At 65.5% G+C, this 23,264-nt stretch carries 18 protein-coding genes and 1 tRNA gene; 13 read left to right on the plus strand and 6 right to left on the minus strand.

The genetic code is table 11. The features are described 5' to 3' along the window. The first annotated feature begins 34 nt into the window (after positions 1 to 34). The 4 genes from B5J99_RS16990 to aguB all read left to right on the plus strand — a co-directional run bounded on the left by B5J99_RS16990 (position 35) and on the right by aguB (position 4,531). Positions 35 to 1,714, plus strand: coding sequence for a M28 family metallopeptidase (locus tag B5J99_RS16990; protein ID WP_117353072.1), 1,680 nt, complete (start codon positions 35 to 37; stop codon positions 1,712 to 1,714). Positions 1,715 to 1,736: 22 nt separating this feature from the next. Next, entirely contained in the window at positions 1,737 to 2,726 is a 990-nt protein-coding gene (locus tag B5J99_RS16995) for an agmatine deiminase family protein (protein ID WP_117353073.1), read from the plus strand. Between the two features lie 94 nt (positions 2,727 to 2,820). Further along, entirely contained in the window at positions 2,821 to 3,672 is an 852-nt protein-coding gene (locus B5J99_RS17000) for a class I SAM-dependent methyltransferase (RefSeq protein ID WP_117353074.1), read from the plus strand. Between the two features lie 10 nt (positions 3,673 to 3,682). After that, entirely contained in the window at positions 3,683 to 4,531 is an 849-nt protein-coding gene (gene aguB, locus B5J99_RS17005) for an N-carbamoylputrescine amidase (protein WP_117353075.1), read from the plus strand. Between the two features lie 108 nt (positions 4,532 to 4,639). Here the strand turns inward: aguB and B5J99_RS17010 are convergent, their stop codons facing one another. Then, positions 4,640 to 5,305 (minus strand): uracil-DNA glycosylase, encoded by a 666-nt coding sequence (locus B5J99_RS17010; RefSeq protein WP_054134803.1) that lies wholly within the window; start codon positions 5,303 to 5,305, stop codon positions 4,640 to 4,642. Between the two features lie 22 nt (positions 5,306 to 5,327). Here B5J99_RS17010 and folK point away from each other — a divergent pair, with 22 nt between their 5' ends. Further along, positions 5,328 to 5,822, plus strand: a complete 495-nt coding sequence (gene folK, locus B5J99_RS17015) for a 2-amino-4-hydroxy-6-hydroxymethyldihydropteridine diphosphokinase (RefSeq protein ID WP_117353076.1) — start codon at positions 5,328 to 5,330, stop codon at positions 5,820 to 5,822. 89 nt (positions 5,823 to 5,911) lie between these two features. Beyond that, a tRNA-Lys gene (locus B5J99_RS17020) sits at positions 5,912 to 5,987 on the plus strand. A gap of 289 nt (positions 5,988 to 6,276) precedes the next feature. Here the strand turns inward: B5J99_RS17020 and B5J99_RS19610 are convergent. After that, positions 6,277 to 6,681: a hypothetical protein gene (locus B5J99_RS19610; protein ID WP_162892639.1), complete on the minus strand. Its 405-nt coding sequence runs from the start codon at positions 6,679 to 6,681 to the stop codon at positions 6,277 to 6,279. A 61-nt stretch (positions 6,682 to 6,742) separates the two neighbouring features. Between B5J99_RS19610 and B5J99_RS17030 the strand changes: the two genes are divergently transcribed. The 5 genes from B5J99_RS17030 (at position 6,743) to B5J99_RS17050 (ending at position 15,219) form a co-directional block, all read left to right on the plus strand. Continuing rightward, positions 6,743 to 8,575, plus strand: a complete 1,833-nt coding sequence (locus B5J99_RS17030; protein WP_117353077.1) for a DUF885 domain-containing protein — start codon at positions 6,743 to 6,745, stop codon at positions 8,573 to 8,575. Positions 8,576 to 8,648: 73 nt separating this feature from the next. Next, entirely contained in the window at positions 8,649 to 10,130 is a 1,482-nt protein-coding gene (locus B5J99_RS17035; RefSeq protein ID WP_162892640.1) for an MATE family efflux transporter, read from the plus strand. Between the two features lie 72 nt (positions 10,131 to 10,202). Then, a complete protein-coding gene (locus tag B5J99_RS17040; RefSeq protein WP_117353078.1) occupies positions 10,203 to 11,198 on the plus strand; it encodes a glycosyltransferase in 996 nt (331 codons plus the stop codon). Between the two features lie 176 nt (positions 11,199 to 11,374). Then, a complete protein-coding gene (locus B5J99_RS17045; RefSeq protein ID WP_245991674.1) occupies positions 11,375 to 12,484 on the plus strand; it encodes a cell wall hydrolase in 1,110 nt (369 codons plus the stop codon). Positions 12,485 to 12,945: 461 nt separating this feature from the next. Then, positions 12,946 to 15,219 carry an EAL domain-containing protein gene (locus B5J99_RS17050; protein WP_162892641.1) on the plus strand — a complete coding sequence of 758 codons (2,274 nt, stop codon included), beginning with the start codon at positions 12,946 to 12,948 and terminating at the stop codon, positions 15,217 to 15,219. Between the two features lie 24 nt (positions 15,220 to 15,243). Here B5J99_RS17050 and fsa read toward each other — a convergent pair whose 3' ends face one another. Beyond that, positions 15,244 to 15,897 carry a fructose-6-phosphate aldolase gene (gene fsa / locus B5J99_RS17055; protein WP_117353080.1) on the minus strand — a complete coding sequence of 218 codons (654 nt, stop codon included), beginning with the start codon at positions 15,895 to 15,897 and terminating at the stop codon, positions 15,244 to 15,246. Between the two features lie 172 nt (positions 15,898 to 16,069). Here fsa and B5J99_RS17060 point away from each other — a divergent pair, with 172 nt between their 5' ends. Further along, complete coding sequence (locus B5J99_RS17060) at positions 16,070 to 18,235, plus strand: primosomal protein N' (RefSeq protein WP_117353081.1); 2,166 nt, start codon at positions 16,070 to 16,072, stop codon at positions 18,233 to 18,235. A 24-nt stretch (positions 18,236 to 18,259) separates the two neighbouring features. Further along, positions 18,260 to 19,807, plus strand: coding sequence for a S1C family serine protease (locus B5J99_RS17065; RefSeq protein ID WP_162892642.1), 1,548 nt, complete (start codon positions 18,260 to 18,262; stop codon positions 19,805 to 19,807). 16 nt (positions 19,808 to 19,823) lie between these two features. Here the strand turns inward: B5J99_RS17065 and B5J99_RS17070 are convergent, their stop codons facing one another. The 3 genes from B5J99_RS17070 to B5J99_RS17080 all read right to left on the minus strand — a co-directional run bounded on the left by B5J99_RS17070 (position 19,824) and on the right by B5J99_RS17080 (position 23,136). Next, entirely contained in the window at positions 19,824 to 20,858 is a 1,035-nt protein-coding gene (locus tag B5J99_RS17070; protein WP_117353083.1) for a bifunctional transcriptional activator/DNA repair enzyme AdaA, read from the minus strand. Beyond that, positions 20,855 to 21,319, minus strand: a complete 465-nt coding sequence (locus B5J99_RS17075) for a DUF1203 domain-containing protein (protein WP_117353084.1) — start codon at positions 21,317 to 21,319, stop codon at positions 20,855 to 20,857. The genes B5J99_RS17070 and B5J99_RS17075 overlap by 4 nt, the downstream gene beginning before the upstream one ends. Before the next feature lie 86 nt (positions 21,320 to 21,405). Then, complete coding sequence (locus tag B5J99_RS17080; RefSeq protein ID WP_162892643.1) at positions 21,406 to 23,136, minus strand: methyl-accepting chemotaxis protein; 1,731 nt, start codon at positions 23,134 to 23,136, stop codon at positions 21,406 to 21,408. Positions 23,137 to 23,264 lie beyond the last annotated feature (128 nt).

A 23,264-nucleotide genomic window follows, 5' to 3' on the forward strand; every position in this document is an offset into this window, starting at 1 on the left:
GCCCCGTGTCCTCTGGTCGAAAAGCGCCCGTATCATGATCAAAACGCTGCTCAAATTCGCTCCCCTGCCGTTCTTCGTGATGTCCGCTGCGCAGGCTGGCGCGCAGCAGACAGCGCCTCTCGATATCCCGGATGTCGCCCCCCAGCCGGTGTCGCAAGCTACGATGCAGGACGTGACGCGGATGCTGGCATCGGATGAATTTGAAGGCCGGGCGCCCGGTAGCGTCGGTGAACAGAAGACCATCGCGCTCCTGACCGAGCGTTTTGCCAAGGCGGGGCTGAAGCCCGGCAATGGCGACAGCTGGCTGCAGCCCGTGCCACTGGTCAGCATCGAGGCAGGCAAGGTCAGCCCGCTGACCATCACCGGCGGCAAGACCCCCTTGAGCTTGGCATATGGCACCGACATGGTGCTGGGCACCTATCGCGAGGCGGACAGCATCACCATCGCGGAAAGCGATGTCGTGTTCGTCGGCTATGGCATCAACGCGCCCGAAAAGGGCTGGAACGACTATGCCGGGGTCGACGTCAAGGGCAAGACCGTGGTGATCCTGGTCAACGACCCCGACTACGACAGCGCAGACCTCAGCGGCGACTTCGGCGGAAAGGCGATGACCTATTACGGCCGCTGGACCTACAAATACGAGGAAGCCGCGCGTCAGGGTGCCGCTGCCGCGCTGATCGTGCACGATACCGTTCCCGCCGCTTATGGCTGGGGCGTGGTCGAATCGAGCTGGACCGGCCCTCAGTTCTTCGCCCAGACCAAGGACAAGGGCGCAAGCCAGACCCAGGCGAACGGCTGGATCCAGAAATCCGCCGCCGAAACCCTGCTCGCCAGCGCCGGGCAGGATCTCGCCACGCTGAGCGCGGCTGCCAGGAAGAAGGGCTTCAAGGCGGTGCCGCTGGGCGTCAAGGCATCGGTGTCGTTCGCCAACGCCATCGACACGACGATGTCGAACAACATCATCGGCATTCTGCCCGGCGCCAAGCGGCCCGACGAATATGTCCTCTACACCGCGCATTGGGACCATCTGGGCCGCTGCAAGCCCGCGTCCGATGGCGACGACATCTGCAACGGCGCGGTCGACAACGCCACCGGCACCGCAGCCTTGGTGGCGCTCGCCGAAACCTTCGCAAAGGCTGGCGCGCCCGATCGCAGCGTGGTGTTTCTGGCGGTGACGGCTGAGGAATCCGGCCTGCTGGGCTCTGCCTATTACGGGCAGAACCCCATCTATCCGTTGGCAAAGACCGCAGGCGGCATCAACATGGATGCGTTCCTGATGGCGGGTCCGTCGCGCAACGTGACCGTGGTGGGCAAGGGCAAGTCCGAGCTCGAGGCGTATCTCGACGCGGCGCTGACATCCGCCGACCGCGTCGCGTCTCCGGACAGCAGCCCCCAGAACGGCTATTATTACCGCTCCGACCATTTCAGCCTCGCCAAGCAGGGCGTGCCGATGCTGTATATCGATGGCGGCGAGGACCTGATCGAGGGTGGCACCGCGGCAGGCGCAGCCGCGGCCAAGGACTATACCGTCAACCGCTATCACGGCCCCAAGGACGAATATAACCCCGACTGGAACTGGTCTGGCGTGATCGCCGACCTGTCGCTCTATTACCGCATCGGCCGATCGCTGGCGATGTCGACCAGCTGGCCCAACTGGGTGGAAGGCGACGAATTCCGCGCCACCCGCGACGCCAGCCGCGCCGCCGCGAAGTAAGGACAGACCGTTGACGTATCGCATGCCCGCCGAATGGTCGCCGCAAGCCTGGTTGTGGATCGGCTTTCCGCATCTCGCCGATGAATGGCAGGGCTTTCTTGCTGCAGCGCAGGCCGAGATCGCGGCGTTTGCGCGCTCGGTGGCCGAAAGCGGGCAGCCAGCGCGCCTGGTCTGCCGCGACGAGGCGAGCGCGGGACTGGCGCGCGAGCTTGCGGGCGATGCGGTGGATATCCGCATCCACCATTATGGCGATATCTGGCTGCGCGATACCGGGCCACTGGTGGTTACAGGGCCCGGCGGCGCGCTGCGGGCGCAGCTGTTCGACTTCAACGGCTGGGGCGGCAAATATGTAATGGAGGGCGATACCGAGATCGGCGGCGCGCTAAGTGAAGAGGCCGGGCTCGCCTCGGTGCGGGCCGACTGGGTGCTCGAGGGCGGCGCGATCGATGTCGATGGCACCGGATTGGGCGTCACCACCGAACAGTGCCTGCTCAACCCCAACCGCAACCCGCATCTGTCGCGCAGCGATATCGAGGCGCGGCTGCACCGTGATCTGGGGATCGAGCGGCTGTTGTGGCTGGGCGACGGCCTGCTTAACGATCACACCGATGGCCATGTCGACAATCTGGCGCGGTTCGTGGCGCCCGGCACGCTGGCGCTACCGGTTGCTGCCGGGCACGATGACCCGAATGCCGCGATCTATGCGAATGCCAGGGCGCGCGCCGAGGCGTTCGGGGTGACGGTCGTCCCCATCCCCTCGCCCGGGCTGGTCGAGCGGGTGGATGCCGAAGGGCAGCTCAAGGTACAGCCCGCGAGCCATATGAACTTCGCGATCACCAGCCATGCGGTCATCGTGCCGACCTACGGCACAGCGTCGGACCAGCCCGCAGTGGAGGCGATCGCCGCCTGCTTCCCCGGGCGCAGGACGATCGGGCTGCGCGCCGATGCAGTGCTCGCCGGCGGGGGCAGCTTCCACTGCGCCAGCCAGCAGATGCCGCTGCCCGTGGGCTGACGCCCAGATCGATTGATCGGCCAGTCGCTGCCGGGTATAGCGCCTGTCAGGTTACTGCCTATATTCCCCAGAACCTTTGAAGAGGATTGCCCCCATGCGCCATTTGATCATCCCTGCCCTGATCGCGGGTACCGCCCTGCCGCTGATCGGAGCCGCCCAGCCTGCCTTCGCCGCCGACGCTGCCGATGCAAGCTCTGCATCCGCGATCGACGCTGCGGTTGCCGCCGATCTGCGCGGCACCGACAAGGCACGCGACCAGTATCGCCACCCCAAGGAAACGCTCGAATTCTTCCAGGTGAAACCGAACATGGTGGTCGCCGAATATGCCGCCGATGCCGGCTGGTACAGCAAGATCCTCGCGCCGCTCACCGCCACCAGCGGCAAGTATGTCGCGTTGGGCGTCTCGCCGAGCAGCCCGTCGCTGAACGAGGAACGCAAGGCGCAGATGAACGCCTTCCCCGCCAATTATCCCGCGCGCGCCGCGAAGGCGACCGGGGTCAGCGCGGACAAGATCCACGCCTTCGTCACCAACGCAGTCCCTGCCGAGATGCAGGGCAAGGTCGACCGCGTGCTGATCTTCCGCATGCTGCACAACTTGCAGCGCTCGGGCATCCTGGGCAGCGAGCTTGACGCGATCCACGGCATACTCGCCCCCGGCGGCATGGTCGGCATCGAACAGCACCGCGCCAAGGCAGATGCGCCTGCGGCCTATGTCGATGGTTCCAAGGGCTATCTCAAGGAAGCCGACGTGATCGCGATGTTTGAAAAGCACGGCTTCGTGCTGGCTGGCAAGAGCGAGATCAACGCCAACCCCAAGGACCCGGCCAACCACGCGCAGGGCGTCTGGACGCTGCCGCCCAATTATGCGCTCAAGGACGTGGACAAGGACAAGTACGCCGCGATCGGCGAATCCGACCGCATGACCTTGTTGTTCAAGAAGAAGTAAGCTCAAGACTATGACCGAGATCACCGTCGCCGCCCTGCAGTTGCCGCTGGGCGCAAGCGAAGCCGACAATATCGAGGCGGTGACGGATCTGGTCGCCCATGCAGCCGACAAGGGGGCAGAGATCATCCTGCCCCCCGAGCTGTTCGAGGGACCTTATTTCTGCCGGACCGAGGACGAGGCGCTGTTCGCCAGCGCGCGTCCCACGAATGAGCACCCCAGCGTGCGCGCGATGGCGAAGCTCGCCCGCCAGCTCAAGGTCGCGATCCCCACCAGCTTCTTCGAGCGCGACGGACCGCATCACTACAACTCGCTGGCGATGATCGATCCCGATGGCGAGATCATGGGGGTGTACCGCAAGAGCCACATCCCGGACGGTCCGGGCTATGAGGAGAAATATTATTTCCGCCCCGGCAACACCGGGTTCAAGGTGTGGGACGTGTGCGGCACCCGCATTGGCGTCGGCATCTGCTGGGACCAATGGTACCCAGAATGCGCGCGCGCGATGGCGCTGATGGGGGCGGAACTGCTGTTCTATCCGACCGCGATCGGCTCCGAGCCTTATGACAGCACGCTCGACACCAGCCGGATGTGGCAGCGCGCGATGCAGGGACATGCGGTCTCCAACTGCATGCCGGTGATCGCCAGCAACCGCATCGGGATCGAGGGCGACCAGACCTTTTACGGCCACAGCTTCATCACCAACGAATGGGGCGACAAGGTGCTGGAATATGGCGCGGAGGAAACGGGCGTGCTGGTCGCGACGCTCGACCTCGACCAGGCACGGATGCACCGCGCCGGCATGGGTTTCTTCCGCGACCGCAGGCCGGAGCTTTACGGACGGCTGGCGCTGGACGTTTGAAGAGCGGAACACCCCGGGCCCCGGATCAGGTCCGGGGTGACGGATGTATTTGACCGGAAACGGATGCAACTCTCGTCATCCCGGACTTGATCCGGGACGCAGAGCCGATCACGCCAAGCGCTCGTCCCGCAGCTTGCAGGCGCGCGCGAAGACATCCTCGAACATCGCGGCCGTCAGCCGTCCAGTGTTCGTGTTGTACCGGCTGCAGTGATAGCTGTCGATCAGCACCCTGCCCTCGCCCAGATCGTGGACCGCGCCGTGGCCGAAAGGATGATCGGCGAGGCGGTGGCCCCAGTGGCGCAGGAAGCTGTCGTGCGCGATCCGCCCCAGCGCGACGAACACGCGCAAGCGCGGCAGCGCGGCGATCTGGGCGGTGAGGAACCGGCGGCAGGTGTTGATCTCCTGCGGAGTCGGCTTGTTCTGCGGCGGCAGGCACTTGACCGAATTGATGATCACCACGCCGCTGAGCGCGAGGCCATCGCCGAGATCGCTCTCGTAGCGATCGTTGCTCAAGCCGAACTTCGCCAGAGTCGCGAACAGCAGATCGCCCGCATAATCGCCGGTAAACGGCCGTCCGGTGCGGTTCGCCCCGTGCTTGCCCGGCGCCAGCCCGATGATCCCCAGCCACGCATCGGCATCGCCAAAGGCAGCGACGGGCGCGTTCCACCAGTCGGGATGCTCGGCCTGGCAGGCGTGGCGCAGCGCCACCAGCCTTGGGCATAAAGGACAGTCGCGCGGCGGCTCGGTGTGCGGAATGGGGCTTACGCTGATCACGCCCAAGCGCTAGGCGCAGACCATGCGTCAGGCAAGCCTTGCCCAGTATCTGATCGCGCTGGGATCGAACCGGCGGCACCACCGCATCGGTCCGCCCGAGCGGGTGCTGGAGGCCGCGATGGAGGCCCTTGCGGCAGAGGATGTCGATATTCTCGTGCTCGCGCCCGCGATCCGTACGCGCCCGATCGGCCCTTCGCAGCGCATGTATGCCAACAGCGCGGCGCTGATCTGCACGCGGCTTGCCCCCGACGATCTGCTGGCGCTGCTCAAGACGCTGGAGGCGCGCTTCGGCACCAGGCGCGGCCAGCGCTGGTCGGCGCGCACGCTCGATCTCGACATCATCTGGTGGTCGGGCGGCACCTGGCATTCGCGCCGGCCTGAGCTGATCGTCCCGCATATCGCCTTTCGCGAGCGGCGCTTCGTGCTGCAACCCGCTGCGATGATCGCGCCGCAGCTGCGCGACCCGGTCACCGGGCGCAGCATCGGCCAGCTTCTGCACCGGCTCACGCGGGCTTGACCCGCCAAGGCTCCCCGACTAGGGGAGACGCCGCACCGGGACACACCGGTCGACATCCGATGGCGCCACACCGCTGCGCCACCCCTTACGGGCCCTTAGCTCAGTCGGTAGAGCAACTGACTTTTAATCAGTAGGTCGCTGGTTCGAACCCAGCAGGGCTCACCATTATAGCAATTAACTCAATGGGTTATGAGACGGTGGCGGTCAAGCGATCCTGCAGCCGCCTCTGCAGGCAACCGGGTAGGTAACACTTGCCCATTGGTCGGAACGAAGTTGCGCGGCTGCCGTAATGCTTGCAAGCAACTAACTACGGGCCAAGATACATGACCGCAGCAACTGCATTCGCCATGATTGCCGGCTTGAACGCGACCGCCATAGCGGCGCTGGTTTATCATCGGGCTCACGCTAAGGCGTCTGGGCGCCCTGCACCGGCATGGTTAGGCGCGGACAACCGCTAATCCGGCCCCGGCTCATCCTTGCCCCACACGCCGGGCCGTTTATCGAAATACCCATTGTCGACCGGATCCGCGACCACGACAGCCGTTGACCCGCCCGCGAGCCTGGCCGCGATATGCTTGGCCATCGCTTCATGCGCGCGGTCACTTTCCATCGCCAGCTTGGACCGCATGGCGGTTTTTGTTGTGGGCGGTGCTGCCTTGAGCGCCTGATATAGCATGGCCTCGAGTTCGGTCTGGTCGATTCTACGCATGGTGACACGATGGTGCACGATCAGGGCTGTAGGAAAGCGGATATTTGCCTTCCACAGAACGTTTGGCGCGCGTCTGTCAGACGACGGCGAACCTGAGGCACAGGTATGTGGGTGCAACCCACGTCGCTCGGGCTGTCTCATGCCGTCCATTCTGCGCTTGCCCCCTTTGTGATCAGGCTCTTATGGTCGCCGCCTAACCACGGGGACCATCATGCACCACACCATTCGCTTTGCCGTATCCGCGCTCGCCATCGCGCTTGCCGCACCCAGCACGATCGCGCTTGCACCGGCGATCGCCGCGCAGCCCGCCGAGGCCAATCAGGATGCCGCGCTGACCGCGTTTCTGGATGCCGAGTTCGAAGAAGCGATCAAGCAGCAGCCGCAGCTCGCCACGCGCCTTGGCCGCAAGGACGGCGGCGACCAGTGGAACGACATCGGCGATGAAGCTGCCGAGGCGCAGCTTGCCTGGCGCAAGGCTTCGGTCGCCCGGATGAAGGCGCAGTTCGACCGCGCGAAGCTCTCGCCCGAGGCGCAGGTCAACTACGACATCTGGGCGCTCGAGGCCGAGCGTGCCGAAATGCAGCAGGCCAACCGGGTGTACCGCCCGCCCTTCTATTCGCGGCTCTATTCGGCGCACAGCCAGCTGCCCGATTTCCTGATCAACACGCACACGGTTGCCGACGCGACCGACCTCAAGAACTACATCGCCCGGCTGCGCGGCATCCCTGCTGTGCTTGATGTCGCGATCGCGCGCACCAAGGCGAGCGAAGCGGCGGGGATCCGCGCGCCGAAGTTCCAGATCGAGACCATCATCACCGGCAGCGAGAAGCTGACCAGCGGCGCGCCGTTCGGCGATGGTCCCGATGCTGCGCTGTGGGCGGACGTCAAGGCAAAGACCGAGGCGCTGGTTGCCGCCGGCAAGCTCCCCCGCGCCGAGGCCGATGCCATGCTGGCCGAAGCGCGCGCGGCGATCGTCGCGCTTAAGCCGGCCTATGACCGGGTCGTCGCCTGGGCCAGGGCCAGCCTGCCCAACGCGCCCAGCGGCAAGGTCGGTGCGATCACTCTGCCCGAAGGCGCGGCTTATTATGCCAATGAGCTCAAGCTCAACACCACCAGCGACTACACCGCCGAGCAGATCCACTCCATCGGCCGATCGGAGGTCGCGCGGATCGAGGCCGAGCAGGATGCGCTGGCAAAGCAGGCAGGGTTCAAGGACCGCAGCGCCTATTATGCCGGGCGCGCCCGGCTCAACCCGCCGCGGCCCTATGACGATGCGGCGCGGACCGAGTACCTGACGACCGCAAATGCCTTTGTCGCGCACACCCGCTCGCTGCTCGAGCCCTATTTCAACTCGCTGCCCAAATATGGTATCGAGGTGGTGCGCGAGCCGGCATTCTCCGAAGTCGCAGGCGGCGCAGCGCACGCCTCTGCCCCCAGCCCCGACGGATCGCGCCCGGCCAAGACCTATGTTCATCTGGTCGGAACCGTGCCCGATCCGGCGGCGATGTACACGCTGATGTGCCATGAGGCGGTTCCCGGTCACAACATGCAGGGCGACATCCAGGTGCGGCAGACCAGCGGGCCCAAGTTCCGCGCGGTCACCGGCTATGTCGCGTTCGGCGAAGGCTGGGCGCTCTATGCCGAGGCCTTGTGCAAGGAAATGAACGCCTTCCCCGATATCGCGGCCGATTTCCTGCGGCTGGATGCCGAGCTGTTCCGCGCGGCGCGGCTGGTGGTCGACACCGGCATCCATGCGATGGGCTGGACCGAGGACGAGGCGGTTGCATACATGAACACCACCGGTCGCCAGCCGATAGAACGCTCGCGTTCGGAAATCCGCCGCTATATCACGCTGCCGGGCCAGGCGACCGGCTACAAGATGGGGATGCTCAAGATCGTCGAGCTGCGCCAGCGCGCCGAAAGCAAGCTGGGCAAGAAGTTCGACATCAAGGGATTTCACGATTTGCTGATCGCGTCGGGATCGCAGCCGCTGTCGATCCTGGAGCGCCGGGTGGACGACTGGATCGCGCGCTCGGCGACCTGAGCATGCGCCTCTGACCGGCACGAAGTCCGGTTGCGAACCGAAACGGTCTTTTGCATCGGCAGCAATGCCCTATATGCAAGAAGCCCCGGCGCCATCCCGCGCCGCATTCGCAACCGGACGACCCGCCATTTCCGATTCCACTGCATCGTCCGCCGATCTGACCCCTGCCCCATCGGGCAGCAGCGGCCCATCGCCCACGCGCGCGCCAACGTCTGCACGGTCGGTCGGCACCGGCAAGTTCCTCACCGGGAGCCTGATGCGGCACGTCGCCGTGATGACGCTCACCTCCAGCATCGGCCTGCTTGCGCTGTTCCTGGTCGATTTCGCCGATCTGTTTTTCATCTCGCAGCTGGGCGACCCGTCGCTGACCGCGGGGATCGGCTTTGCCAGCACTTTGCTGTTCCTCAATTCCTCGCTCAATATCGGGCTGATGATCACAATCAGCGCGCTCGCTGCCCGCCGCATCGGCATGGGCCGCAGCGAAACCACGCGTGCGCTGCTGGGCGAGGTGCTGATGCTGGGCGTTGCCATGGCGGCGCTGATCGCATTGGTGTTCTGGATCTTCGCGCCGCAATGGGTCGAGATGATGGGGGCGACCGGCAGGGCCAGGGATGCCGCGGTCAGCTATATCCGCATCGTTGCCCCGTTTGGGCCGATCACTGTGGTGGGCATGGTCTGTTCGGGGTTGCTGCGCGCCTATGGCGATGCCCGCCGCGCGATGAACACCACGCTGGCGATGGCGGCAGGCAACGCGATCTTCGATCCGCTGCTAATGTTCGGCCTGGGCTGGGGCTTTGTCGGCGCCGCCTGGGCGACCGTAATCTCGATCCTGCTGATGGCGGTGACCGGCATCGTGCCGATCCTGCGGCATTATGGCGGCTTTGCCATGCCGACGCGCGAGAGCTTCGCTGCCAATCTGGTGGATATCCGCAAGATCATGGTGCCTGCCGTGCTGACCAATCTGGCGACCCCGGTCGGCGGGATCATCGCCTTTCGCCTGATCGCGGAATATGGCGAGGCATCGGTGGCCAGCTATGCGGTGATCGGCCGGATCATCCCGCTGGCTTTCTGCCTGCTGTTCTCGCTCTCCGGATCGATCGGCCCGATCATCGGCCAGAATTACGGCGCGGGCCAGCTCGACAGGGTGCGCGGCACAATCGATCGCGCGGTGCTGTTCGCCGCAGGCTTCACGCTCCTGATCTGGCCTGCGCTGATCCTGGGCAGCGATGGCATCGGCTGGGTGTTCGATCTGCCCGCAGGTGGCATGGACCTGATCCACGCCTTTGCGTGGATCGTGGTGCCGTTGTTCTTTTTCAACGGGCTGCTGTTCATCTCCAACGCCAGCTTCAACAATCTGGACCGCGCCAACTGGTCGAGCTGGACCAACTGGGGCCGCAACACGCTGGGCGTGCTGCCTTTCGCGATGGTGGGTAGTGCCGTCGCCGGAGCACCGGGCGTGCTGATCGGACAGGCGATCGGCGGGGTGCTGTTCGGGCTGGGCGGCTATTGGCTGGTCCGACACCGGCTGGCGCAGCTCGAGAAAAATATAGGTTAACCCATTTTGCGTGCAGGGGACTTCACGTTATTTAGGCGCCCAACCCAACGGATTAACGATTACAGTCACGCCATGAACAAGACCGACACGCCTGTCATTTCCGTGCTGATGAGCGTGTACAACGCCGAGCGCTATGTTGCCGAGGCGATCCAGAGCATCCTTGGCCAGACCGAGGGGCGCTTTGAATTCCTGATCGTCAACGACGGCTCGAGCGACGCTTCTGCCTCGATTCTTGATCGCTACGCCGCGCAGGATTCGCGCATCCGGGTGATCCATCAGGAAAACCGCGGCCTGATCGCCAGCCTCAACCTGCTGCTCGAAGAGGCACGCGCGCCGCTGGTGGCACGGATGGACAGCGACGACGTCTCGCGGCCAGAACGCTTTGCGGTGCAGCTTGCCGAAATGGCTGCAAGACCCGAGATCGCGGTGCTGGGCACCAACACCGACGAACTTGACGCAGACGGCGCCTACTTTCCGTGCAGCGATTTCCATCCCGAGCAGCCCGAAGACATTCGCGAGCGGCTGATGGTCGCCAGCGGCATCTGCCATCCTTCGGTGATGATGCGCCGCGATGTCATCCGCGCGCTGGGCGGATACCGCGCGGCATTCCGCCATTGCGAGGATTACGACCTGTGGCTGCGCGTCAGCGAGCATCATGACATGATGAACCTGCGCGACCGGCTGTTCCTATATCGTCGCTCGCCCGATCAGGTGAGCGAAAAGCACATCCTGGTGCAGGCGATCGGCGCGGCCTGCGCCCGCTACGCAGCGCAGCAGCGCCGCGCCGGGCGGCCCGATCCGTTCGAGGGCGCGACCTCCCTGCCCTCGCTCGACACCATCGATGCGGTGCTGGGCACCCAGGGGGTCGGGGCCCGCATGCGCCTGGAAGTGATCGACAGCGTCAAGTATTCGCGCGACGCGATGACCAGCGGCGGGCTGGAACTGATGCAGGCGCATCTGCGCGAGGGCGGCACCAAGCATGGCTTCTGGCGCACTGCCGGACGGCTGGTCAAGCTGGGGATGATCCCGCAGGCGCTGACCCTGTCCTACGACCTTGTCCGCTACTGAAAGCGCCGGTCCGAACCTGGCTTTTCCGCGTGTTTCCGGATTGTTAATTCCTGTCACATCGGCTGTCCCGTCCAGAGACAGCGCAAATTGCCCGCAGATTTGGTAACCGATTTGCGCTAGGCGGCATGCTCAGGGCTTTCCTCCCACCACCGCTTGTCAGGATTCGCGTCTCCATCATGTCTCGTGCCCCCACCGGAATGAAGCGTTTCAGCGCCGCGATGGGATTGCGCGAGTGGGTGGCATGGCTGGCGCTGGCATTGGTGCTGTCGCTGGGCGCCTCGCAGATCGTTCGTGCACAGCGCGGCGAGGATGACACGGCCGCCCCGCGATATCAGCCACGCGAAGGATTGCCGTTCGAGCATTCGGGCGAAAACTTCCCTGGCTCTGCGTTCTACTATCTCGACGATGCCGGATCGCTGGTCCAGCCGTCGCCTGCCGTGCTCAGTGGTGACGTTGCCGATGGGCTTTCGGGTGGCGAATTCGTGCGCGGCGTGGTGCTGCGTGGATCCCCGGTCGATCAGGGCCGCGCACTGCAGTGCCTCACCGCCGCCATCTATTACGAAGCCGCGATGGAGCCCGACGCCGGGCAGCAGGCGGTTGCACAGGTCGTGCTCAACCGGATGATGCACCCCAGCTACCCCGACACCGTCTGCGGCGTGGTCTATCAGGGGTCCGAACGTGCAACCGGCTGCCAGTTCAGCTTCAGCTGCGATGGTGCCATGGCGCGCGCGCCCAGCCAGGTCTATTGGGCGCGCGCGCGCCGGGTCGCGGAACGCGCGCTGTCGGGCTATGTCTATCGCCCGGTCGGCACCGCGACGCATTACCACACCACCGAAGTTTCGCCCTATTGGGCGCCCAGTCTTGACTTCATCGGCACCATCGGCGCGCACCGTTTCTATCGCTGGAAGGGCGCCGCCGGACGCAGCATGGCCTTTGTCCGGTCGCATCTGGGCGCGGAACCCTTCCCCGGCCCCAAGCCGCGCAGCACGCTGATCCTGGCGAGCGCAGTCGATCCGCTCGACCCGCTGGTGCTGGCCAAGGCCTATGAGGCCGCGCGCCTGAAGGCCGAGGCCGACAACGCCGTGACGCTGGAGGCCCAGCGTCTGGGCCGTGCAGCACCCGCCACCGCGCCGTCGCTGAACGCGGTGCAGGCTCCGGCTTACGCCCCCGACGTCGTCCGGCGCGGCGGCGATGCTGTGTTCCGCGGATCCAACCTGCCCGACAACAGCCAGATCCGCCCGGAATACCGCAACAGCGGCCAGTGGATCCGCCAGCCGGGCACCTGAACGTCATGGCCCAGCCGCCGCCAATTAGACGCGGCGTGCATGCTTTACGCATTAAGCATATCAGCCAACCGGTTTTGCCAAAGCCGGATTAGGCTTTCTGCGTCTAATGTCGGTAATCGATAGATTAACTGCACCTGGCAAATGTGCCAAATCGGGACTTCCGCTTCGCCAGCGGAGCTTCGATAGCAGCACAAGGTTGCGAGGCGCGCATCTTCGAAGGAGAGAAAATATAATTTTTTCAAAACGGTAGTGACGCTGCCCCACCCCCCCCGATAAACGGAGCGGGGACGGAAGGGCCACCGACTGCACCTGCGAAAACCCCTTGGAATTGGGGGATCGCGATACCCTCGGAACGAGGCAAATTTGCAGTTTGGTAACCCTCTGCGCGGTATTACGGTTTACGAGGAAGTAACCACATGCAACCAGTCGTCACTCGTAACAGCAGGAACACGGCACGTCCGATGCGCATTTTGCTCATCTGGTCGCTCGTGTCCGCATTGCTGTTCGGGCTGGCCGAGTTCGGCGAGCCCGTCGACGACATGTTCCGCGCGATCCGCAACAAGGCGCGCGATCACGACGCCACCGGCCAGATCGCCGTGGTCGGCATCGACAGCCGCGCCCAGCAGCAGATCGGCGACTGGCCATGGTCGGCCCAGCGCTATGCCGACATGATCGACCGCCTGTCGCAGGCCGGCGCACGCCGGGTGTTCTTCGATTTCCCGATCAACGTCGCCGCCAACGATCCGCAGCTGCCGCAGCTTGTCGATGCCATGGCGAGCATGAACGGCCATGTGTATATCGCCGCCAACTTCGCGCCGGAAGCTGCCGACAACAGCGGCGAGCAGCTGCTGCCGCCGGCAGCGCTGCGTGCCGTTGCTGGATTGGTGAACACCAACATCCGTACCAACGGGTTCAACGTCGCCTGGCACATGCCCTACAGCAACAAGGTCGGCAACCAGGACATCCCTTCGATCGCGTCCGCCATTTCGGGCGTGACCGGCAAGCCCGGCGAGGCATTCCCGATCGACTATGCCGTCCGCCTGAAATCGCTGCCCTATGTCAGCGCGGGCGAAGTTCTGGACAGACGCGCCAGCCTCGACCAGCTGCGCGGGCGCGATGTCATCATCGGCACCAATGCCACCGGGATCGGCAACCGCTATGCAGTTCCGGGCCAGGGCCCGTCGGCGAGCGTGTTCGTCACCGCGCTTGCTGCCGAGACGCTGCTTGATGGAGCGCCGGTGACCTATGGCTGGTGGGTGCCATTCCTGGTCGCGTTCCTGACATCGGCGCTGCTGATGCGGGTATCGCGCACCCAGCTGGTGCTGGGGATGATCGCAACGCTGCCAGTGTGCGCCGTGGGCCTTCCGCTGCTGCTCGAAAGCCTGGGCCGCTACGCCGACATCATGCCCGCTTTGGTGCTGATGCTGGGTGCGATGGGCCACCATGCCTGGAAGCTGCACCGCCAGACCTTCGACGAGCGCGGCATGGTCAACGAGGTCTCGGGCCAGCCCAACCTCAATGCGCTGCGCGCTGCCGGGCTCGACAGCCAGGATGGCCTGATCGCCGCGCGAATCCACAACTACGCCGAAGCCGCCACCGCGCTGCCTTCGGCCGCGGAGAAGGAGCTGGTCGACCAGATCATCATGCGGCTGACGCTCGGCAACGGCGGCTGCAAGGTCTATCAGGGCGACGAAGGCATCTTCATGTGGCTGATGCCCGCGGCCGGCATCAACAATGTCGGCGACCAGCTCGCGGGACTGAGCGCGATCTTCCGCAGCCCGGCCAATGTCTCGGGCCGGCTGATCGATCTCAACATCGCCTTCGGGGTCGATGCCGATCCGGGCCGCACCATACAGAGCCGCATGTCGAGCGCGCTGCTCGCCTGCCAGGAAGCGCAGAATGCGGGCGAGCACTGGCGCGTCTATGATCCGACCAAGCTGGAGGCCACCGAATGGCGCGTCTCGATGCTGGGCGAACTCGACGCGGCGATCGACAATGGTGAAGTCTGGGTCGCGTTCCAGCCCAAGCTCGACCTGCTGTCAGGCGAAATCTGCGGCGCCGAAGCATTGGTGCGGTGGACGCATCCGGAAAAAGGCCCGATCAACCCCGAAGAGTTCATCACCGCGGCCGAGCGGCATGACCGGATCGAAAAGCTCACCGACCACGTGCTCAACCGCGCGGTGCAGGTTGCCGCCAAGCTGAACAGCAACGGCCAGCGCTTCGACATGGCGGTCAATCTCTCGCCGCGGCTGATCGGTCATGCCAATCTCAAGCCGATGGTCATCCAGACGTTGCGCCGCCATGGCCTTCCCGCCGAGCGGCTGATCCTGGAGATCACCGAAACCGCCGCCATGTCCAGCGCCGATGCCGCGATGCAGGAGCTGAAAGACCTGCGCAGCCTGGGTCTGCAGCTGTCGATCGACGATTATGGCACGGGCTTTTCGACGCTCGATTATCTCAAGCGCTGCCCCGCGACCGAGCTCAAGATCGACCGCAGCTTCGTCAAGATGCTGGTCACCAGCCGCTCGGACCGCATCATGGTCAACTCGACGATCGAGCTGGCGCATTCGCTGGGCGAGGAAGTGGTGGCCGAAGGCGTCGAGGACAGCGAAACGCTGCAGCTGCTCGCGCAGATGGGCTGCGACAAGGCGCAGGGCTATCTTATCGGACGGCCGATGCCGTACGAAGCGCTGATCGACTATCTGGCGAGCTACAGCCCGGCCAAGGCGGCCTGAACCAGGCCGCCCCGGGGAGCTGGCTCAGCCGATCGACTGGCCGGTCTTGGCCCAATCGGCCATGAATCCTTCTATGCCCTTGTCGGTCAGCACATGCTTGAACAGGCTCCGAATCACCGAGGGCGGCATGGTGGCGACATCGGCGCCGATGCGGGCCGATTCGAGCACATGGATCGGGTGGCGGACCGAGGCGACGAGGATTTCGGTCTCGAACGCATAGTTGTCATAGATCAGCCGGATATCCTCGATCAGCGCCATGCCGTCGAAGCCGTTGTCGTCGTGACGGCCGACAAAGGGCGAGATGAAGGTCGCGCCGGCCTTCGCCGCGAGCAGCGCCTGGTTGGCCGAGAAGCACAAGGTGACGTTGACCATGGTGCCATCGTCGGTCAGCTTCTTGCAGGTCTTCAGGCCGTCGAGCGTCAGCGGCACCTTGATCGCGACATTGTCGGAGATCTTGCGCAGGATCTCGGCCTCTTTCATCATCGTTTCATGGTCGAGCGCGACGACCTCTGCCGACACGGGACCTTCGACCAGCGCGCAGATTTCCCTGGTCACCTCGAGGAAATCTCGGCCTGACTTGGCGATCAGCGAGGGGTTGGTGGTAACGCCATCGAGCAGTCCGGTGGCGGCCAGATCGGCGATATCGGCGGTGTCTGCGGTGTCGACGAAGAATTTCATGGCGGCGGGCTCCGGATGGCTGGATGGGGTGCGATTCGTGACGCCGCTATAGCGCGGGGAGCCGATGGGGTTAACCGAATAAGGGCGCGCGCTCTCCCCTCTCGCTTGCGGGAAGGGAGAAAGTTGGCCGCAGCTATACGCACGCTGCTTCACCGCCTATGCAGACCCCACCATGAATCGCGTTCGGGTCCTCCTCTTCAACTCCGCCATCGGTCCGCTCGACTATAGCGTGCCTGCGGGCATGGAGCTGCCAGCCGGATCGGTGGTGCAGGTGCCGCTCGGGCCGCGGCGGATCGACGGGATCGTATGGGACGCAGGCGCGCTCGATGCAACCGAGGTCGAGGCCAGCCGGCTGCGCCCGGTCGCGGCCCGGCACGACATCCCGCCCCTGTCCGCGCCGCTTCGCCGCCTGATCGACTGGACCGCCGATTATTACCTCGCCCCGCCCGCCGCCGTCGCGCGGATGGCGCTGCCCAGCGGATCGCTGCTGGGCCCGGGCCGCGCGATCACCGAATACCGGCTGAACGGGTCGGTGCCCGTGCGCATGACCCCGCAACGGCAGAAGGCGTATGACGCGCTGGAAGGCGCGCAGGCAACTGTGCGCGAGCTGGCGGCACTGGCCGAGGTGTCCGAAGGTGTGATCCGCTCATTGGTGCAATCGGGCGCGTTCGAAGCGGTCGAGGTGCCCGTCGATCGCCCCTATCCGCGCCCCGACCCCGATCATATCACGCCCGTGCTCAACGACGAGCAACGCGAGGCCGCGACGAGGCTGGCGCAGGCGGTGGCAGCAGCGGAACCCACGCCGTTCCTGCTCGACGGGGTGACCGGATCGGGCAAGACCGAGGTCTATTTCGAGGCGGTGGCGCAGGCGCTGCGGCAGGGCAAGCAGACGCTGCTGCTGCTCCCTGAGATCGCGCTGACCCAGCCGTTCCTCACCCGGATCGAAAAGCGCTTCGGTACCACCCCGGTCGCGTGGCATTCTGGGCTCAAGCAGACCGAGCGGCGGCGCGCATGGAACGCGATCATCACCGGCGACGCGCGGATCATCGTCGGCGCGCGCTCCGCCCTGTTCCTGCCCTATGCCAACCTGGGCGTGATCATCGTCGACGAGGCGCACGAGACCAGCTTCAAGCAAGAGGACGGCGTGCGCTACAATGCGCGCGATGTCGCGGTGATGCGTGGGCGCTTCGAAGGCTGCCCGGTGGTGCTGTCGAGCGCCACGCCTGCGCTCGAAAGCCGGGTGATGGCCGAAGCGGGGCGTTATGAGGCGCTCACCCTCACCCACCGCTATGGCGGCGCGCAGCTGCCGCGAATCGCGTTGATCGACCTTACCGAAAACCCGCCGCCGCGTGGCCAGTGGATCGCGCCGCCGCTGATCGAGGCGATGCGCGAACGATTGGAGCGTGGCGAGCAGACGTTGCTGTTTCTCAACCGCCGCGGCTATGCACCGCTGACCTTGTGCCGCAACTGCGGGCACCGCTTCAAATGCCCCAATTGCAGTGCGTGGATGGTCGATCACCGGCTGTCAGGGCGGCTAGCCTGCCACCATTGCGGCCATGCCGAACCCTCGCCCAGCGCCTGCCCCGAATGCGGCGAGAGTGACTGCCTGGTCGCCTGCGGTCCGGGAGTCGAGCGGATCGCCGACGAGGTCGCGGCGATCTTCCCCCAGGCGCGGCGCGCGATCGTGACATCGGACACCATCTGGTCGCCCGAAAAGGCGGCCGAATTCGTCGCGGCGGTCGAGGCGCGCGCGATCGACATCATCATCGGCACCCAGCTGGTGACCAAGGGATACCACTTCCCCGACCTGACGCTGGTAGGCGTGATCGATGCCGATATCGGGCTTGAGGGGGGTGACCTGCGCGCAGGCGAGCGCACCTTCCAGCAGATCGCGCAGGTTTCGGGCCGCGCCGGTCGCGCCGCCAAGCCCGGCGAGGTGTTCCTGCAGACCCGCCACCCCGATGCGCCGGTGATCGATGCGCTGGTGCATGGTGACCGCGAGGCGTTCTACGCCGCTGAAACCCAGGCGCGGCGCGATGCCAACGTCCCGCCGTTCGGGCGGCTGGCGGCGATCATCATCTCGTCCGAGGACCATGACGAGGCGCGCGATGCCGCGCGGCAGACCGGCGCCAGCGCGCCCGAGCTCGATGGTTTTGCGGTCTATGGCCCCGCCCCTGCGCCGCTCTCGCTGCTGCGCGGGCGCCACCGCTTCCGGCTGCTGGTCCACGCCCGGCGCAATGTCGAGATGCAGCGGATCATCCGGCAATGGCTGGACCCGATGCGCTGGCCGCCAGGGGTGCGCGTCGCGGTCGATGTCGATCCCTATAGCTTTGTCTGACACGGCCGTTATGAGATGGGCCCCATGAACCCGATGCGCCTTTTCGCCCTCGTAGTCGCGGCCTGCGCGGCCCTGCTGGCGGCACCGCTTTCCGCCGATCCCAACGATATCCAGGCCGCCAGCCGCTCTGTCGTGCGCGTGGTGCTGGTCGCCGAAGAGGATGGCGAAACCTTCTATGTCGGCCATGGCAGCGGCTTTGCCGTGGCGCCCGACAAGATCATCACCAACGCGCATCTGGTCGCCCCGATGCGCGAGGATGCGTCGATCCGCATCGGCATCATCCCGTCCGAAGGCACCACCACGTATGGCGGCAAGCTGGTTGCGCTGTCGGTGCGCAACGATCTGGCGCTGATCGAGGTCGAAAAGGGCCGCCTGCCCAGCCTGCCGCTGCTCGCCACCCCGCTCGACGATGGCGCGCAGGTGATGGCGATCGGCTATCCTGCCGCGGTTGATCGCGCCCAGGGACTCGATGCGCGCGAAACCGTTGCGCCGATGGCCCCGGTCAAGACCCCCGGCGTCATCTCGGGCGGACGCACGACGCGCGATTTCGATACCATCCTGCACACCGCCGCGCTCGCCAAGGGCAACAGCGGCGGGCCGCTGGTCGATCTGTGCGGCCGCGTTGCAGGCGTCAACAGCTTCGGCTCTCTCTCCGATGGAAACGATGCCGAATATGGCTTTGCGGTCTCCAACCGCGAACTGTTCACCTTCCTGCGCTCGGCCAAGGTGGACTACCGCCTTGCCGATACGCCCTGCCGTTCGGTCGCAGAACTTTCCGCCGAGGAACGCGAGCGCGCCGAGCAGGCGGAACAGGCCGCGCGCGCGCGCCAACTGGCCGAGAAGGCCGAGCGGCGCGATCTCGAAGAGAACGCGCTGCGCGAGGCCGAACATGCGATCATCGCCGCGCGCGAAAACCATGTCGCGTTCGTCGCGCTGATGCTGGTGCTCGCCGGCATGGCGGGCGGCGCGACCTTCGTGCTGCACGAACGCGGTGACCTGGAAAGGCGCAAGATCGCTGCCGGCATCGGCGGCGCCTTCGTGCTGGCAGCCGCGCTCGGCCTGGTGCTGCGCCCTGGCTTCGACGGCGCCGAGGACATGGCGATCGCCGCGCTCAAGGCCAAGGGCGTCAAGCCAGGTGCCGCGACCGGGTCTGCCGATGGCCAATATGTCTGCCGGATCGTGCCCGAACGCAGCCGCATCACCGGCACCAGCCCGCAGCCTGTGGAAATCGGGTGGACCACCACGGGCTGCGTCAACGACCGTACCCAATATGGCCGCGACACCGATGGCTGGACCCGCGTGTTCGTGCCCAACGAGGAGCAGGCGGTATCGATCAACCGGTTCGATCCCGAAACCCGCGAGTTCCGAACCGAGAATTTCCAGCTGGGGCTGAGCGCGATGCAGACCGCGCGCAAGATCCGCGCGCGCTATTCGAACAACGCCTGCACCACAAATGCCGATGCAATGGCCGATCTGGAGGACATGCAAAAGGCGTTGCGCCAGGCGCTGCCCACGCAGCCCAACGAGATCCTGGTCTACAGCTGCAGCGCCAAGGCTCCTGCGGCCAAGTGAACCGGCCCGATGAGCGTCAGTCCGATTCGCGCTTGAGCAGCTCGGTCTTGATCTCAAGGCCATAGGCATAGCCGCCCAGTGTGCCATCGGTGCGCAGCGCGCGGTGGCACGGGATCAGCACCGCAACCGGATTGGCCCCACAGGCAGACCCAACCGCGCGCACTGCCTTGGGCTTGCCGATACTCGCTGCGATCTGGGCATAGCTGCGAGTCTCGCCCGCCGGGATTTCGGACAGCGCCTTCCAAACCGCCTCCTGAAACGCGGTGCCCCGCACATCGAGCGGGATGGCAGCGCCGGTTGCAGGGGCTTCGACCTCGGCGATCACTCCGGCGAGTATCGTCGCGGCGTCCGTGTCCGCCTTGTGCAGCGTGGCTGCAGGAAAGCGTGCGGCGAGCGCTTCGGGCCCCTCGTTGAACGACAGGCGGCACACGCCCCTGTCGGTCCATGCCACCAGCAACAGACCAAGGCTGGTCGGGCTTTGCGTCCAGTGGATATCGACGCCCGCACCCTTGTTCTTCCATACCGAAGGATCCATGCCGATCCGTCCTTTCATCGATCCGTAAAAGCGCGATGGCGCGCTGAAGCCTGCCTCGTAGATCGCATCGACCACGCGGGGCTCGCGGCTGAGCGCCTCGCGCGCGCGTTCCCCGCGCAATGCGCGGGCATAAGCGGCGGGCGACAGGCCGGTATGGCGGGTGAACACGCGCTGGAAATGCGCGGGCGAATAGCCGCATTCTGCCGCCAGCGCCGCCAGCGCCAGCGGTTCCTCGCTCGCCTGGATCGCCTTGATCGCGCTGAGCACGGCAACCTCGTCGCGTGCGACATCGTCGGGCAGGCAGCGCTTGCAGGCGCGCAAGCCCGCCGCGCGCGCCGCCGCGCCATCGGCAAAGAAGCGCACATTGCCCCGCGCCGGATGCCGCGCCGCGCAGGACGGGCGGCAATAGATCCCGGTGGTCAGCACCCCGGTGACGAAGCGGCCGTCGAACCCGCGGTCGCGGCGCAGTACCGCGTCCCACGCGGCGATGTCGTTGATCGTGTCATCCATCGTCATGCCCTGTCGACCTGCGCCACGAAGCAACCATGCGCCGCATTGTGCGCGTGGATATAGGCGATCGCGGGATTGTCGAACAGGCCCCGGATCGCTGCATCGGCCTGCCCGGGCGCTGCAAGGCGCGCGTCGCGAAGCATGCCCTTGGCATCGAACGATCGAAGCCCCAGCGCCCGGCCCCGCATCACCGGCGGCAGGCTGTCGCGATAGTCCGCTGCAGCGCCGACATCGCGCACATAAATGGCGTAGGCGCTGCGATAGGGCGTGGGTGCATCATGGCTGACATGGTGCAGCAGGATCACGGTTTCGCCGATCGCGGCATCCTCGAGGCTGATCCGGCAGGGAAAGCCCGGGTGCGCGGTGACCTCCACCCGCATGGCATTGCGGGCGGCAAGGTCGGCATCGGACAGGGTGAACAGATCGGAAAAGGACGACGGCGCAAGGCCGGTAATCGCGTAGCTCATGGACCAACTCCTTGATGGGGTTGTCCGATAGTTATCGGGCGGGCCCGAGCGATGCGTCCCGGATCATGCGGTCAAAGCCGCAATCGTCAGGCCGACCGGACTGCTTGCGCCAGCTGCTGCATCTGCGCGCGCAGCTCCTGCGACTGGCGCGCGACGTCCTCGGCGGTCTGGCTGAGTGCATCGGCAGACAGGTTGGCGCGAGAGGATTTCTCCTTGAGCTCGGTCATCTGTGCCAGCACTTGCTGGCTGCCGCCCTGCACCACGCGGATCGCGTTGAGGATGTCGCTGCTGGCACGGTGCTGATCGGAAACCGCCTGGTCGATGCGGTCGGCATTGTGGCGGATCGTGGCGACATGGCCATCGACGGTGACGATGGTACCGGAGACCTCGCGGGTCATGCTGGCGATGCTGCCCAGCCGTTGCTCCACCGATGCCGCGGCATGCTGGGTCTGGTTTGCAAGGTTCTTGACCTCCTGCGCCACAACCGCAAAGCCCCGGCCCGCCTCGCCCGCGCGCGCGGCCTCGATCGTGGCGTTGAGCGCCAGCAGATTGGTCTGCTTGGCGATATGGGTGATCAGCGAGAGAATGTCCGAAATCTCGCCTGCGACCGCGTGTAGCTGATCGGCGGTGTCGCGGCTCGACTGGCTGGCGTTGTGCGCATCATAGATGTTGCGCGTGCTGTCGGCGACCAGCTCGCGCACCTCGCCGCCGGTCTGCTGAAGCCTGCGGCCATGGGTGTCGATGGCCTGCATCGATTGCGCCGCCTGATTCGCGTTGTCGGCGATGAACATGCTGTAGTCCTGCGCCTGCGCCGCGTTGCGCTTCATCATCTGCGCACCCTCTCGCATGCCGACGGCGGCCTGCGCGAGATTATCCGACAGTTCAGACAGCCGCGCCTCGTGGCTGGCGAAAAGCCGATCGAGCTCGAGCGCGCGCCGTGCGCGTTCCTGCTGGCGATCGATCTGCTCGCGCTGGAGCTGCAGCTGTGCCGCCTGACGCTCCTTTTCCGCCTTGAGCGCACGATCCGCCTTGGCGTGCGAGCGGTGGATGGCACGCGCGATGGCGCCGATCTCGTCGCGGCGCCGCAGTCCCAGATCGCGCACCGTCACCGCATCGCGATTTTCGGGAAGCGCATATTGCCCCAGCTCGGTCAGCGGCAGCAGGAAGTCGCGATTAGTGTAGCGCACGCACCAGTGGACGAAAAACCCTCCGGCCAGCACGAGCAGCGCGGAGAACGCCAGCGCGATGACATAGACGCTTCGCAGAAAGCCCAGCTGCTGCACCGCGCGCTGGCGCATGACGTCGATCGCGTTCTGGCTGGTGATCAACATCGGGTCGAGCCCGCGGTGCAGATCGTTGGAGATGAAATAGTCCATCTCCTCGATCGCCTCGTTTTCGAGCAACCGGCGCAACTTGGCCTTCGCCGCATCGGCGGTCGCGCGGCTGTGGCGCAGCTCTGTCATCTGCGGCTTGAACTCGGTGGCAAAGTCGCTTGCCTCGAGCTTGTTCCAGTTGCGGTTGATCTTGCGCTCCAGCGCATCGAGCGCGCTCACCCCGCTGGCAGGCGGCATCACCCCCGATTCCACCTTGCTCGATATCGCCAGCGATTCCCGATAGCCGTCGATCACCGCCTGCATCCGCACCGTCGGCTGGATTCGCCCTGAAATCAGGTGGCTGGTGGTGTACTGCGTCATCGCGACAACGCCGATCGCGCCGACGGCGAGCAGCGCCATCAGGCCCAGCATCACCGTCAGCCCCAGGCGCACCTTGGCATGAACGCTCAGCCCGGCCAGCCGGTGGAGCATATCCCTGCGCATGCTGACGATTTTCGACATAGATCCGGGCAGTTCCGTTGAATGCGTGGCGACACTTCGCGTGATATGTAAAATGCCCGATCGGTCCCAAGATTTGGTAAACGACGCTTTCATCAAATTGTCGCAAACCA

The organism is Blastomonas fulva, from assembly GCF_003431825.1.
Lineage (GTDB): Bacteria > Pseudomonadota > Alphaproteobacteria > Sphingomonadales > Sphingomonadaceae > Blastomonas > Blastomonas fulva.